This is a genomic window from Halorubrum sp. CBA1229 (genome assembly GCF_003721435.2).
Lineage (GTDB): Archaea > Halobacteriota > Halobacteria > Halobacteriales > Haloferacaceae > Halorubrum.
The window spans coordinates 2489529-2502588 of record NZ_CP054585.1 but is presented as its reverse complement, the minus strand read 5'-3'; the positions used below and the strand labels follow the sequence as shown (position 1 = coordinate 2502588).

The window sequence follows — 13060 nt, the reverse complement described above, 5'->3', positions numbered from 1 at the left end:
CCGGGTGAAAACGGTGGTCGCTCCGGCGGCGGGCGTCACCGCGGTCCGACCTCACCCGCCCGACGCCGCGCGGAGTTCCGGGAAATACCGGCCGTGGAAGTCGAACGGGAGCGCGTACGGCAGCGTCGCTCGGGCGCGCTCCGCGAACGTCTCGCCGTCGAGGACGAGCAGGCGCGAGCGCTCGGTGTCGACGTCGAGTGCGACCGTCAGCACGACGCCGTCGTCCTCGCGCTCGCCGTCGGGCGCCGGGACGAAGATCGGCTCGCCGAAGTAGTCGCCGCCCGCGTCGAACGTCTCCACGGTCCCCGCCTCGGCGTCCAGCTTCACGACGCGTCGGGCCCACTCGGTGACCGGGGTGTCCATGCCCATCGCGTAGACGTACCGGTGCTCGCGACACCACCGCGCGGGCGACGCGGTCGGCAGCGCGCTGCCGTCGTCGTAGAGGGTCTCGCGGGAGACCGTCGCGTCGCCGCCCGCGTACCTCCCCGCTCCGGTCGTCGTCCCGAGATCGACCGTGAACCGGTCGATCCGACCGGCCATGGCGCCCATCTCGCCGGCGCGGACGTTTTCCAGGTACAGCGAGTCGATCGCGGTCGCGTCCGGGATCGTCTCCAGGTCGAAGACGATCTCCGCCCCGCCCTTCCGTTCGAAGGCGTTGACGTGGTGGAAGCCGAACAGCGGGTCCGCGGTCGGCTCCGCGACGACGTCGCCCGTCGTCCGGTCCAGCACGACGATCCGAGTCCCGCGCTCGGGCTCCCACTCGAACTGCTCGATGAACGGGGGTTGCCGGCCCGGCTTCAGGAACCGGCGCGGGTCGAGCCGGAGCGGGAACTCGGTCAACACGACGTACCGCGGCGTGAGCGCGAAGCTGTGCATGTACGCCGGCCGGTCGGTGTCGACGCTGCCGACGTGGCGCCGGTCCCCCTCCGGGGTCCACGCGGTGACGTGGTACCGGCTCGCGCGCCCGAACTCGGTGTCGACGGTGACGAGCGCGCCCGTCGCCGGGTCGCGCTTGAAGTGCGCACACGAGAGCTGGCCGCTCGGGGCGTCGCCGTCGCGGTCGACGTGACCCGTCGTTTCGAGCGTGTTCGGATCGAAGCCGACGCCGCGCGGCGATTCGGTCAGCGCGACGTACGCGTCGCCGACCCGCTCGGCGACGATGTTCGCGTTGTCGTACGGCTCGGCGAGGAACGTCGCCAGCCGCGAGCGGAGCGTCGTCTCGCCGGTGGCGAAGCCGCCCTCGAACTCGCCGCTCGTCGCCGCCTCGTACGCGTCAGAACGGAGGAAGCGGTTGCGGTAGTGGACGACGTCGGTGTCGCCTCCCGTCACCGATCCGGCGCCGTCTCCCGGGTCGAACGTGAACCGGTACAGCATCGCGAGCCCGTCGAACCAGTGGTCGACGTCGCTCCCGTCCGGGAACGAGAACGCCCCGGGACCGTTCCGGATCAGGCTCCCCCGAAGCCACGCGGGCAGGTCGCCGCGCACCGGAAGCGACGCGGCGGTCTCCTCGCGGAGCGAGTGGAATCCGGTGTGCGAGTCCATGGCAGATCCCGCGGGCGCGGCGGGCTAAGGTCTGACGGCGGCGCGAGGCGGATCGAGCCGCCGACGCCGGCGTGGACGGCTCACGTCGGGTCGCCGTCGACGGTGACCCGGCGTGGACGGCTCACGTCGGGTCGCCGTCGACGGTGACGCGGACGACTCGCGCCGGCGCGGACGACTCACGCTGGCGCTGACGGCTCACGCCGGGTCGGCGTCGACGACGGTCGAGATGCGAGCGTTCTCCTTGATGCGGATCCCGTCCCCGCCGACCGACAGGGGGACCCGCGGGAGCGACGTGACGTGAAGCGTCGGGTGGAACGCGCCCCGCTCCAGCAGGGCGTCCCGCGTCTGGACGGTGAGCCGCAGGTCGCCCCCGGCGATCGACTCGTTGTACTCGACGAGGTACGTGCCGGGGTCGAGCGACCACCACCCGTACTCGTCGTCCGGGGAGCGCTTCTCGCGCTCGTGCGGCTCGGTGGCGGCGGCCTCGAGCTCGCCCCCGCCGAAGTCGACGCGTCCCGGTCCGGTGAGCTCGTACACCTCGGCGACCGTCAGGTCGACGCCGTCGCCCTCGGTCTGGGTCTGTTCGTGCACGAGCCCGTCGACGTATTTGGCGTATCCCGACATCGGGGAGCCGGTAGGCCGCGAAGTCCCTAAATACCGGTGGCCGCCCCGGCGGGGCGCTCGGCGACGCGGGAGCGACGCCCTGCGGGGCTCAGTCGGCGGTCCGGCCCGCCGGGACCCCCGTCGCGGCCGCGCGGCGGGCCTGGAGAACGAACAGCGTCGTCGCGAAGGCGATGAACCCGGCCGCGAGCAGGAACCCGGTCTCCGTGGTCGTGAAGTCCATCGTGGTCCCGACGATGACGGGGCCGACGACCTGTCCCACCTTCCAGGAGATGGAGCGCAGCGACATGGCGCTCGCGACCGAGTCGCGGCGCTCGCCCTCGTCGACGAACAGCGACATGCTCGCCGGCAGGCGGATCGAGTCGGCGACGCCGAGCAGCGAGTAGGCGCCGAACAGCGCGAAGAAGGCGCCCCCGAGCGTCTGCGAGTCGCCGAGGTACGACACCGTCACCGGCGTCACCGTCCCCTCGAAGTACGCCGCGAGCGGAACCGCCGCGGTGCCGACGCCGTACAGCAGCGCGCCGAGCGCGACGAACCCGTGGCGGCGGCCGTACCGGTCGGTGAGCCCGCCGACGAATCCCTGCGTGACCGCCTTCGTCGCCTTCCCGCCGGCCATGATCCAGCCGATGGCGAACGCCGAGATGCCGAACGCCGTCCGCGCGTAGATGGGGAGGAAGATGATCACGGCCATCTTGCCGACGCTGAACGTGAACCGGAAGACGACCAGCGACCGGAGCATCGGGAGCGCGAGCAGCGACCGGAACGTCTCGACCCCGCCGGCCTCCGCCGGGTCCGTCCGCCCGCCGGGGTTGTCGCGCAGAAAGCGCCACACCAGCAGGAACGCGCCGAGCGTGAACAGCGAGAGGACCGCGTACGCCTCGGTGAACCCGTAGGCGTACAGGAGGTATCCCCCGAGCAGGTCGCCCGCGAGCGACGAAACGGAGGCGAACTGGTTGTACGAGCCGAGCCAGAGCCCCTGGTCGTCGTCGGGGCTGATCTCGCCGATGACCGTCGTGCCCGTGATCCACAGCAGGCTCGCGCCGAGGCCCTGCACCATCCGGACCAGGATCACGTGGACCGGACTGCTCACGAACGCGAAGCCGACGAAGACGGCGACGTTGACCAGGAAGCCGGCGAGCAGGTACCGCTTCGCGTTCCCGGTGTCGACCGCGCGCCCGAGCGGGAGCACGACGACCAGCTGGACGACCGCGAAGGCGGTGCCGAACAGGCCCTCGACGAACCCGGTGGTGCCGAACAGATCCGCGTACAGCGCCAGCGCGATGAGGATCGTCGAGTACGCCTGACTGCGCGCGAAGGCGGTGCCGGCCAGCGACGCGAACTCCGCGTCGCGCAGGAGGCGCACCGAGTTGCCGAGGGCCATGGCCCGAGCGGGTCGGTGTTAGCAGACACGCGTATAAAAGGCCGAGAGACCCGGCGGGGGCTGCTGGATTCGACGGGGGGCGGCCCGAATCGAGACCGCCTCGGCGCGCTCCGCAGCGGTCTCGCCGCGACGCCGCGGGCTCACCCTCTGGTGCCGTCGCTGATCAGCCGGAGATCGCTCTCAATCTCCCCACCGATCACCGGAAACGCGACCCTGCCCGATCACCCGGTCCCCGTCGTCCCGGGCAGGGTCGACTACCGACGGGAATCCTCGAAGATCAAGCCGGATCCGTCAAACCTATGTTCGACTAATTTCAATTACACCTATTATGAGACGAATTACGCGCAGATTGGCAGTTTCCCCGTCCGGATCGACCGATCAATAACATGAGCAGCAGCCCTCTCGTCAGCAGACGATACGACTGGAGCGACGTATCTCCCGTGGTCGGTGTCATTAAGGCGGTGAGCGACGCCGAAGACGTCGATACGGACGAGATTCCGATCCTCGCCGAGACGGTCGACCCGGAGTCGCTCAACGACCTCTGTATGAGCGCATCCGACTCGAGTCCGGTGACGGTTTCGTTCGCCCACGTGGGCTACGACGTGACCGTCCGTAGCGACGGGTGCGTCATCGTCGACGACGCGTGACGACGCCTTCCGATAGGCAGCCGGGGCAGCCTAGAAGGGAGCGCCCTCGCCCCGCGGATCGAGGGCGGTCGGCAGGGAGACGTCGATAGCGGACGGCGGGCGCGTATGCCCGCATCGGCGGCCGTTTTTGGTATCGACCGGATACCCCGTCGTTGCAGTCGGCGGCGAACGTCGGACTGGAAGTCGCCGGTGACTTAGCGAATTACCGAGTGGGCAAGGCGAGAACCTCCCCGCCATGGGCGTTACCACTTCACACGAACGCGGTGGGCGTCTGGGTTGGGGCGGATTCGAACCGCGGTCGCTCGGCTCGCTGTCGCTCGCGATTGCGGCGTCGACAGAAATGGGCTGGGGCGGATTCGAACCGCCGGCCTGCTCCGTGTGAAGGAGCCGTCATAACCTAGCTAGACCACCAGCCCGCTCGTGTCGAGGTATCCGATGTCGGGACTTAAGGGTTACTTTGTCGCGGGGCTTCGTCGGCCGAGCGCGTCACGGCCCGCCCGTGACCCACAGGCCGTCCCCGCTGGCCGTTCGAGCCGGAAGGGATCGACGGCGCCGTGGTGTCGGCCGCCGAGCGCGTCGCTACCGGGAGGGAGAGCGGGAGACCGGAGGGGAACTGAGCGCCTATTCCTCGGCGGCGTCGTGGCCGCGGTACTCTTTCACGCGCGCTCGGGCCGAGGCGACCGCCTCGCGTGCCTCGCCCTCCGCGCGCTCCTCAAGCTTCTTCAGGTCGGCTTGGAGCTTGTCGAGTCGCGACGCCTCGGGCTCCGGCTCGTCCTCGCCGCGGCCGACGAGCTCTTTCACGCGCGCCTCGACCGGCTCCAGCTCCTCTTTCACGCCCGCCTTCGCGTGTTCCGCCGCGCGTCCGAGGTAGTACCGTGCGTCTTCGAAGTGCTTACTCATATCTGTCCTTTGGAAGGGGACGGATATATTCTTTGTGGCTGCGCCGCGACGACAGGATCGGAGCGTCACCACTCGCTGGGCGCCGCTCACCGTTCGATTTGCGGGACGAGTCGGAGAAAGCCGCGGATGCGCGTCAGTACGAGGGCGACTCCTCGGGCTCGCCGTCGCGCGCGTTCGCGACCCGGCCGAGGGTAAAGAGCAGGTCGGAGAGGCGGTTGAGATAGGAGACGACCGTCTCGTTGATCGGCTCGGAGCGCGCGAGCTCGACGACCCGGCGCTCCGCACGGCGAGTCACCGTCCGGGCGTGGTGGAGGCGCGCGCCCGACTCGCCGCCGCCGGGCAGGACGAACGACGTCAGCGGCTCCAGCTCCTCGTCGAAGGCGTCGATCCGGTTTTCGAGGGCCTCGACCAGCTCGGGCTCGACCTGCGGGTCGTCCGGGTCCGGGTCCGGGTTCGCGAGGTCCGCCTGCACCACGTGGAGGTGGTTCTGGACCGTCTCCAGCAGCTCGTCGAGATCGTCGTGACCCGTGGGGCGCACGGTCCCGATCAGCGCGTTCGCCTCGTCGACGGTCCCGTACGCCTCGATCCGCGGGCTGGACTTCGACACGCGGCTCATGTCTCGGAGGTCGGTGTCGCCCTCGTCGCCGCGTCCGGTGTAGATGGTCATGCGAGGGTCCGCTCGACGTACTTCACGATGTTGGCGCTCTCGGACATCGTCACGCCGCGGTCCTCGTCGATCAGGACCGGAACGCCGCGCTGGCCGCTGACCCGCTTCACCTCGTCGCGGTCGGAGTGGAGCGCGTCGACCCACTCGGTCTCGTACTCGATCCCGGCCTCGTCGAGCGCGTCGGACGCCTTCTCGCACCACGGACACCCGTCGAGCGCGTAGAGTCGGACTGCCATACGCGATCGATCGGCGCGCGGCGGCAAGAAGGTACGGTGTCGCTGACGGCTGCTTGCCGGCCGGACGGTAGGCGGGCAGGCGAGCGGCCGCCGTTCGCGACGTGCGCGGCCCGCGAGACGCTACAACTCGTGGTACGACGCCATCCCCTCGCGGAACGCGGGCGGGACCGGCGCGGGCTCCCCGGAGTCGGGGTCGAGGCTGACCAGCGTCGCCTCGCCCTCGGCGACGAGCTCCCCGTCGACGCGCAGCTCGTGGGTCATGGTCACGCTGGAGCGACCGAGCTCCGCGACGTCGAGCTTGACCGCGACGGCCCCGTCCGTCAGCTCGACCGGTCGCCGGAAGTCGAGCGAGAGCGACGCCAACACCGTCGACACCCGCGAGAGGTCGGCGTCGAGGACGTCTCGGAAGTACTCCGTCCGGGCCTGTTCGACGTACGTCGCGTAGACGGCGTTGTTGACGTGGCCCATCGCGTCGATGTCGCGGAACCGGATGTCGATCTCGGTCGTGTACGTGCTCATGTACGGGTCTCCGCGGGAGGCGGTATGTAGGCGTCGGGATCGGCCGCGCCTCCCGGCGGCGGGATAGGTCGCGTCCCCGCGGCGGTTTTTAAAAGGAGGGGACGCCGTCAGTACAGCAGCTCGTCGTCGTTCTCGATCATGTACAGCGAGCGCGCCGCGATGTTGACGGCGTGGTCGCCGACGCGTTCGAGGTCACGGATAGTGAGGAGGAGCCGCGAGACGTTCTGCATCGTCCCCTCCACGTCCGCCTCCTCGCGGAGCTCGTCGCGCTCGATGAGGTCGCGGACGACGAGGTCGCTCGCGGCCTCGCAGGCGGCGTCGATCTCGTCGTCGGCCTCGGCGACGGCGTGACACAGCTCGGGGTCGGACTCCGCGTACGCCTGCATCGCTTCCTCTAACATCGCCAGCGTGTCGTCGCCGATGCGCTGGACGTCGACGTCGGGGAACACCTCGCGGTCGGCCTGCTTCGCGTACTCCCCGAGGTTCGTCGCCAGGTCCGCGATCCGTTCGAGGTCGGTGATGATCTTGAACGAGGCCGCGATGAAGCGCAGGTCGCCCGCCACCGGCTGCTGGAGCGCGATGAGGTCGGTGCACTGGCCCTCCAGCTCGAGGTAGAGGTCGTTGATCTCGGCGTCGCCGGTGATGACCTCCTCGCCCAGCTCGCCGTCCTGCCGCTCCAAGGCGTCGAGTCCCATCTTGAGCCGCTCCGCGACCACTTCGCTCATGTAGAGCACGTCGTCGCGGAGCTTCTCCAGCTTCGACTGGTACTGTTCTCGTGGCATCGTCTTAGCGGATCCGCCTCACCGGACGTATAAAAACACGTCGCCGACCGATCGGTCGGTTTCGACGCTATCGCACGTCACAAAAAACCCGAATGGGCAGTCTCACCGCGGGACGCTGGGCGGCCGACGAAGACGCCGAGCGGTCGAGCCGATCACTTATAAATCGATCCCAGACCGAGTCGGTCGCTCCGCTCGCCGTCGATCGTCGGTGCGAGAAGTCAGAAGTGGGTTGGGGCGGATTTGAACCGCCGGCCTCCTCCATGTCAAGGAGGTGTCATAACCGGACTAGACTACCAACCCGAGGGGGCTTACTGACGCATCTCGTCGTATCCGGGGGATATAATTGAACCTTTCGTTTCGGACGGCGGCGGGACGCGGTCCCTCGATCGACCGACGCTCGCGTGCGGCGATTACGGGCCGTGCAGTGACCGACCCCGCCGGCTGCGACGGGCCGCACGGTGACCGAGCGCGACGGCCGCGACGCGTCCCTCGCGGCGGCCTTTCGACCGCTTTTACTTGATGGACGAGAGCCGATCGGTATGGTCGATCTCGCCGCCCGCACCGACAGACTCGACGCGTACCTCGACGAGCGCGGGCTCGAAGCGGTCTGGTTCGCTAAGCCGAACGGGTTCGCGTGGCTCACCGGCGGCGACAACGTCGTCGACGCCGACACCGACGTCGGGGTGGCCGCGGCCGGCTACGACGGCGCGCTCCGCGTGATCACGGACAACGTCGAAGCGGAACGGCTCGCCGACGAGGAGCTGCCGGACGCGATCGCCGTCGAATCGTTCCCATGGCACGCCGACTCGCTGGCTACGGCCGTCGCCGAGCGCTCGCCTGCCCCCGCCGCCGCCGACTTCGACGTGCCGGGGTTCGAGCGCGTCGACGGGAGCCGGCTGCGCCAGCCGCTCACCGACGACGACGTCGAACGCTACCGCGAGCTGGGCCGCGAGGCCGCCGCCGCCGTCGAGACCGTCTGCCGCAACCTCGAGCCCGAGGACCCCGAGTACGAGGTCGCCGCCGGGATCGACATCTCGCTCGCCTCCCGCGACGTCGACACCCCGGTCGTGCTCGTCGGCGGCGCGGAGCGCGCGCAGCGGTTCCGCCACTACACGCCGAGCGACGCGACCTTAGGCGACTACGCGCTCGTCTCCGTCACCGCCGAGCGGGCGGGGCTGTACGCCTCCCTGACACGGACCGTCGCCTTCGACGCCCCCGACTGGTTGGAGGAGCGCCACCGCGCCGCGGCCCGCGTCGAGGCGACCGCGCTCGCGGCGACCGAGGCCGCGGCGGAAGGCGATCTCGCGGGCGAAGACGATCCCGACACCGCCGGCGACGTCTTCGACGCGATCCGCGAGGCGTACGACGCCGTCGGCTTCGCCGACGAGTGGCGGGAGCACCACCAGGGCGGCGCGGCGGGGTTCGCGGGCCGCGAGTGGTTCGCCGCGCCCGGCGGCGACGAGCCGGTCCGACGACCGATGGGCTACGCGTGGAATCCGACCGTGCGGGGGACCAAAAGCGAGGACACCCACCTCGTCGCGCCCGACTTCACCGAGACGCTGACGAAAACCGGCCAATGGCCGACCCACGAGGTGGAGCCGGTCGACGTCGCGGGGATCCCGACGGAGACGCGGGAGCTGTCGGCGCCGGTCATCCGGTGAGCGAGGGCCGAACCCGGCAACGGAACCCCGACCGCACCGAACGCGCGGCGTCAGTAGACGTACTCGCTCTCGTCGATGCCGACGTAGTCCTTCATGACGCGCCGCTTGTTCCACTTGTAGCCGAGCAGGAGCTTTACCGACTCCCACCCCGAGCGGTACGGCTGCGCGAGGAGGCCGTCGCCCGTCTCGGCCGCCAGCATGGCGTCCGCGGCGCCGATGATCCGGTTCCAGTCGTCGGGGTCGTAGTCGGCGACCATGTCGGCCATCGTGACGTTGCGGACGATCTCGTCGCCGATCGCCTCCTTCCAGCGCCGGTTGTACGGGGCCATGTCGCCCGCGGCGGCCAGTTCGCCGGCGATGGCCCCGGTTCTGACCGCGACGTGGTCGCCGCCCTCGTGGAAGGCGGAGGTCGTCCCCATCGCGCCGCCGACGACCGCGACGCCGGCGTCCGTCGGCGAGTCGATCGGGCGGGTCGAGGAGATGGGGTACGTCTCCGTCCCGTTCCGCTTGCCCGCGTCCTCGACGAGCGGGAAGTCGTCCTCCACGTCGTACTCGTCGCCGTACTGCCATTCTAGGAGGCGCCGGATGTACTCGCCGCCCTGCGGGATCGACTCGTCGTCGGAGTCGAGCAGGGCGTAGGCGTCCCGGTCGAACTCGTCGATATCGAGCCCGATGGGCATCGTCAGCCCGATCCGACAGACGCGGTCGTCGTTCGGGAAGATCCACGGGTACGCCGTCTCGCCGGGCATCACGCCCCACCAGAAGACGAGGGCGTCGTTCACCGCCTCGTACACGTCCTCGGGCACGCGGCGGTACTCCTGGTACGCGATGTGATTCGCCGTCCGGGAGGCGAGCCGCTCGGAGGCGGCCGCGTCCGCCGGGAGGTACTCGTCGAGCACGCGGTTCGTCACGGTGCGTTGGGGACCGTCGGCGAGCACAACGAAGTCGGCGCCGACCGATTCGCCCGAGGCGAGCTCGACGACGTGGCGGGGGTCGCCGCGACCGTCCGGGCCGGCGTCCCCGTTCGGTCCGTCGCTCGGGTCCACCGAGAGGTCGGTGTCGACGCCGCGGACCGACACGCCGGTCCGGTACTCCGCGCCGGCGTCCTCGGCGCGGTCGCGGAGCCAGTCGTCGAAGCGGGCGCGCTGGAAGGTGTAGCCGAACCCGTCGTACGACGACTCGATGCCGGTGGAGGTGAGCGTCGCCGCCTCGTCGGGCCCGCGAAACTCCGCGCGGTTCAGCTCGCGCTGGACGACGCCGTCGTCGAACTCGTCGGGGTGGATCCCCATGATGTCGACCCAGTAGTCCAAGATCCCCGCGGCGTCCGTCGAGTCCGGGCCGAGCCGGTCGCGGTCGGCCCGCGGGACCCCCTTCTCGAGGACGAGGGCGTCGGCGCCGCCGGTCGCGGCCGCGTGCGCTGCGGAGGCGCCGGCCGGACCGCCTCCAACGATAGCGACGTCTACGCGTTCCATATCCCGTGAGGTAACCCTCCGGCTATTAAATTCACGGTCCCCGACCGATCGAACGGAACGCGGCGGCCGTGGCGACCGCGCCCTCGTCGCCGAGCGCCCTCGGTCCCGTATCGCCCCGCCGAACCATCACGGACGTTGACAATAGTCTCAGCGGCGGAAAGACACGTTTTTAGACCGCAACGGAATTTCTCCGGTCACAGATGGCACGCGAGACATGGGCGACGCGGGCGGGATTCATCCTCGCCGCGGTCGGCAGCGCCGTGGGGCTCGGGAATATCTGGCGGTTCCCGTTCATCACCGGCCAGTACGGCGGATCGTCGTTTCTGATTACCTACTTGGCGTTCGTCGCGCTGATCGGGTTCCCGGCGATCCTCGTCGAGTTCGTGATCGGCCGTCGGACCGAACGGAATCCCGTCGGCGCGCTGCGGAAACTCGGTAGCGGCGCGTGGTCGTACGCCGGCTGGCTGTTCGTCGTCACCGGCTTCATCATCCTGTCCTACTACAGCGTCGTCGCCGGCTGGTTCCTCCGGTACACCCTCATCGGACTCACCGACGGGTTCACCATCACCGACCCGGCCGAGGCGGAGGCGTTGTTCGGAACGGTCTCCACCGGTCTCGACACGCTCCTCTTTCACGCCGTGTTCATGGCGCTCGTCATCGGGATCATCGCCGCCGGCGTCAGGCGCGGCATCGAGCTGAGCGTGAAGGTGATGGTGCCCGCGATCCTCGTGTTGCTGCTGGGGCTGGCCGCCTACGGATTCACCCTCGACGGCGCGAGCGCGGCGTACAGCTACTACCTCTCGCCGGACTTCGGAACGATCGCGGCGAACTGGACCGAGATCCTGCCCGCCGCCGCTGGACAGGCCTTCTTCACCCTCTCGCTCGGGATGGGCGTGATGATCACCTACGCCTCGTACCTCGGCGAGGACCGGAATCTGGCGTCGGACGCCGGCGTTATCGCCGCACTCGACACGCTCGTCGCCGTCCTCGTCGGATTCGTCGTCTTCCCCGTTCTGTTCACGGTCGGGATCGAACCGGGAACGGGCGGCCCCGGTGCGATCTTCGTGAGTCTCACCTCGGCGTTCGCCGGGATCCCCGGCGGCCGCGTCATCGGGGTCGTGTTCTTCGCGATGGTCGGGATCGCGGCGCTCTCCTCCGCGATCAGCATCCTCGAAGTGCTCGTCTCCTACCTGATCGACGAACTCGGCGTCGCTCGGATCCCGGCGTCGGTCGCGCTCGGCGTCGCCGTCTTCCTCCTCGGCGTGCCGGTCACGATCGACCTGATCTTCCTCAGCCTGTACGACCTGCTCGCTGACGGGATACTGCTCGTCCTCGGCTCGCTGCTGCTCGCGCTGTTCGTCGGCTGGGTCATTCCGGACATCGCCCGCGAGGAACTACGAGAGGGGATCGCCGACATCGGCGGCCTCGGCGACGCGTGGATCTGGGCGGTCCGGATCCCGATCGTTATCGTCGTGATCGTCTCGCTGTACCTCGGGATCGTCGACTACGCCGGGTTCCTCACCGGCGACTTCGCCGAGTGGCTGGCCGCGCGATAAGCGAGTCGCACCGGACTGTCGAACGCTTTTTAACTATCGACCGCCGTCTCGGCGGGCGACTCAGTCGCGCAGCAGCGTCGAGTAGTCGGCGATGACCCCGTCGACGCCCGCCGCCGCGAGCCGGTCGGCCTGATACCACGTCGCGACGGTCCAGACGTTCACGGCGCGGCCCTCGTCGTGCGCGGCGGCGACGATGTCCGGCGCTCCGTTCTCGGGCGACTCGCCGAACCGCTCCGCGTCGAAGAACGGCGTGCCGCGGATCGCGTCGACCGGCGGGTGAACCGCCGCCGCGTCGTGCTCGCGGGCGATCGCGAGCCCGTCCGCGATCGACGCTCCGAACAGCGGGGCGACCGGCCGCGACGACAGCTCCCGCACCGCCGCGAGCGCCCCCTCGCAGAACGACGAGAACAGCAGGTCGTTCCCGTGTCCCGCGACCGCGTCGAGCGCGCGCTCCGCGAACGGCCGCCACGCATCCGTCCGCGCCGCGAGCGCGTCCCCCGCGAGCTTCTCGCCCTGACGGAGGTCGCGCCGGCCGGGGTTCTTGAGTTCGACGTTCACGCCGACGTCCGGGGGGACCGCGTCGAGCACGTCGGCGAGGAGCGGGACGGTCTCGCCGCTGTCGAGCACCTCGGCGCCGGTGACGGTCGCGGTGTCCGTCTCCCAGACGACGCCCGTCGCGTCGGTGAGCCCGCGGCCGTCACGCCCGGAGAGCTCCGCGTCGTGGATGACGACCACGTCGCCGTCGGCGGTGGGCACCGCGTCGACCTCGATCCAGTCGGCCCGGCGGCCGGCGGGGCCGTCGGCGCCCTCCGCACTCCCGACCCCAGCGGCCCGCTCGACCGCTGCCACGGTGTTCTCGGGGCTCTCGCCGGCGAACCCGCGGTGGGCGATCAGGGTCGGTTCGGAGCGCGCGGAGTCGGTCATAGCGCGTCGAGCACGGCGTCGACGACGAGACCCACCGCCTCGGTGAGCGCGGTCTTGCCCCGCGCGAGCGGGCCGGTCGGGTCCGCGTCGTCAGCGCGCTCGCTCTCGGTCGCATCGCCCGCCGGCTCGCCGTCGCCTTCGGCCATCGTCGA

The 13060-nt window shown here is 70.0% G+C and carries 14 protein-coding genes and 2 tRNA genes; 3 read left to right on the top strand and 13 right to left on the bottom strand.

Features of this window, described 5'->3' with window-relative positions; translation table 11 throughout:
• Nucleotides 1-51: 51 nt before the first annotated feature.
• From Hrr1229_RS12505 to Hrr1229_RS12495, 3 genes are all read right to left on the bottom strand, one after another.
• A complete protein-coding gene (locus Hrr1229_RS12505) occupies nucleotides 52-1542 on the bottom strand; it encodes a carotenoid oxygenase family protein (protein WP_123112588.1) in 1491 nt (496 codons plus the stop codon).
• A 195-nt stretch (nucleotides 1543-1737) separates the two neighbouring features.
• Nucleotides 1738-2166 (bottom strand): dCTP deaminase, encoded by a 429-nt coding sequence (locus Hrr1229_RS12500; RefSeq protein WP_123112589.1) that lies wholly within the window; start codon nucleotides 2164-2166, stop codon nucleotides 1738-1740.
• 88 nt (nucleotides 2167-2254) lie between these two features.
• Nucleotides 2255-3544, bottom strand: coding sequence for an MFS transporter (locus Hrr1229_RS12495; RefSeq protein ID WP_176329411.1), 1290 nt, complete (start codon nucleotides 3542-3544; stop codon nucleotides 2255-2257).
• A gap of 461 nt (nucleotides 3545-4005) precedes the next feature.
• Between Hrr1229_RS12495 and Hrr1229_RS12490 the strand changes: the two genes are divergently transcribed.
• Nucleotides 4006-4191, top strand: coding sequence for a HalOD1 output domain-containing protein (locus Hrr1229_RS12490; RefSeq protein WP_255212499.1), 186 nt, complete (start codon nucleotides 4006-4008; stop codon nucleotides 4189-4191).
• A gap of 341 nt (nucleotides 4192-4532) precedes the next feature.
• Here the strand turns inward: Hrr1229_RS12490 and Hrr1229_RS12485 are convergent.
• The 7 genes from Hrr1229_RS12485 to Hrr1229_RS12455 form a co-directional block, all read right to left on the bottom strand.
• Nucleotides 4533-4607, bottom strand: a tRNA-Val gene (locus Hrr1229_RS12485).
• Nucleotides 4608-4812: 205 nt separating this feature from the next.
• Nucleotides 4813-5091: a hypothetical protein gene (locus Hrr1229_RS12480; RefSeq protein WP_123112591.1), complete on the bottom strand. Its 279-nt coding sequence runs from the start codon at nucleotides 5089-5091 to the stop codon at nucleotides 4813-4815.
• Nucleotides 5092-5224: 133 nt separating this feature from the next.
• Nucleotides 5225-5758, bottom strand: a complete 534-nt coding sequence (locus Hrr1229_RS12475; RefSeq protein ID WP_123112592.1) for a cob(I)yrinic acid a,c-diamide adenosyltransferase — start codon at nucleotides 5756-5758, stop codon at nucleotides 5225-5227.
• Nucleotides 5755-5994, bottom strand: coding sequence for a glutaredoxin family protein (locus Hrr1229_RS12470; protein ID WP_123112593.1), 240 nt, complete (start codon nucleotides 5992-5994; stop codon nucleotides 5755-5757). The genes Hrr1229_RS12475 and Hrr1229_RS12470 overlap by 4 nt, the downstream gene beginning before the upstream one ends.
• 120 nt (nucleotides 5995-6114) lie before the next feature.
• Nucleotides 6115-6513, bottom strand: coding sequence for a thioesterase family protein (locus tag Hrr1229_RS12465; protein ID WP_123112594.1), 399 nt, complete (start codon nucleotides 6511-6513; stop codon nucleotides 6115-6117).
• Between the two features lie 107 nt (nucleotides 6514-6620).
• The gene (phoU, locus tag Hrr1229_RS12460; protein ID WP_123112595.1) at nucleotides 6621-7295 is read right to left on the bottom strand and encodes a phosphate signaling complex protein PhoU; all 675 of its coding nucleotides are present in this window, start codon (nucleotides 7293-7295) and stop codon (nucleotides 6621-6623) included.
• Between the two features lie 225 nt (nucleotides 7296-7520).
• A tRNA-Val gene (locus tag Hrr1229_RS12455) sits at nucleotides 7521-7595 on the bottom strand.
• Nucleotides 7596-7834: 239 nt separating this feature from the next.
• Here Hrr1229_RS12455 and Hrr1229_RS12450 point away from each other — a divergent pair.
• Nucleotides 7835-8956, top strand: a complete 1122-nt coding sequence (locus Hrr1229_RS12450; RefSeq protein WP_123112596.1) for a M24 family metallopeptidase — start codon at nucleotides 7835-7837, stop codon at nucleotides 8954-8956.
• A gap of 50 nt (nucleotides 8957-9006) precedes the next feature.
• On the opposite strand, the gene Hrr1229_RS12445 is transcribed toward Hrr1229_RS12450, so the two are convergent.
• The gene (locus tag Hrr1229_RS12445; protein ID WP_123112597.1) at nucleotides 9007-10428 is read right to left on the bottom strand and encodes an NAD(P)/FAD-dependent oxidoreductase; all 1422 of its coding nucleotides are present in this window, start codon (nucleotides 10426-10428) and stop codon (nucleotides 9007-9009) included.
• A gap of 200 nt (nucleotides 10429-10628) precedes the next feature.
• On the opposite strand from Hrr1229_RS12445, the gene Hrr1229_RS12440 reads away from it, so the two are divergent.
• Nucleotides 10629-11984: a sodium-dependent transporter gene (locus Hrr1229_RS12440; protein ID WP_123112598.1), complete on the top strand. Its 1356-nt coding sequence runs from the start codon at nucleotides 10629-10631 to the stop codon at nucleotides 11982-11984.
• Between the two features lie 60 nt (nucleotides 11985-12044).
• Here the strand turns inward: Hrr1229_RS12440 and Hrr1229_RS12435 are convergent, their stop codons facing one another.
• Together Hrr1229_RS12435 and Hrr1229_RS12430 are read right to left on the bottom strand one after the other, a co-directional pair.
• On the bottom strand, nucleotides 12045-12908 hold the full coding sequence (locus Hrr1229_RS12435) for a glycerophosphodiester phosphodiesterase (RefSeq protein ID WP_123112599.1): 864 nt from the start codon (nucleotides 12906-12908) through the stop codon (nucleotides 12045-12047).
• The gene (locus Hrr1229_RS12430; protein WP_158606059.1) at nucleotides 12905-13054 is read right to left on the bottom strand and encodes a hypothetical protein; all 150 of its coding nucleotides are present in this window, start codon (nucleotides 13052-13054) and stop codon (nucleotides 12905-12907) included. Before Hrr1229_RS12430 ends, Hrr1229_RS12435 begins: the two co-directional genes overlap by 4 nt.
• Between the last annotated feature and the right edge of the window lie 6 nt (nucleotides 13055-13060).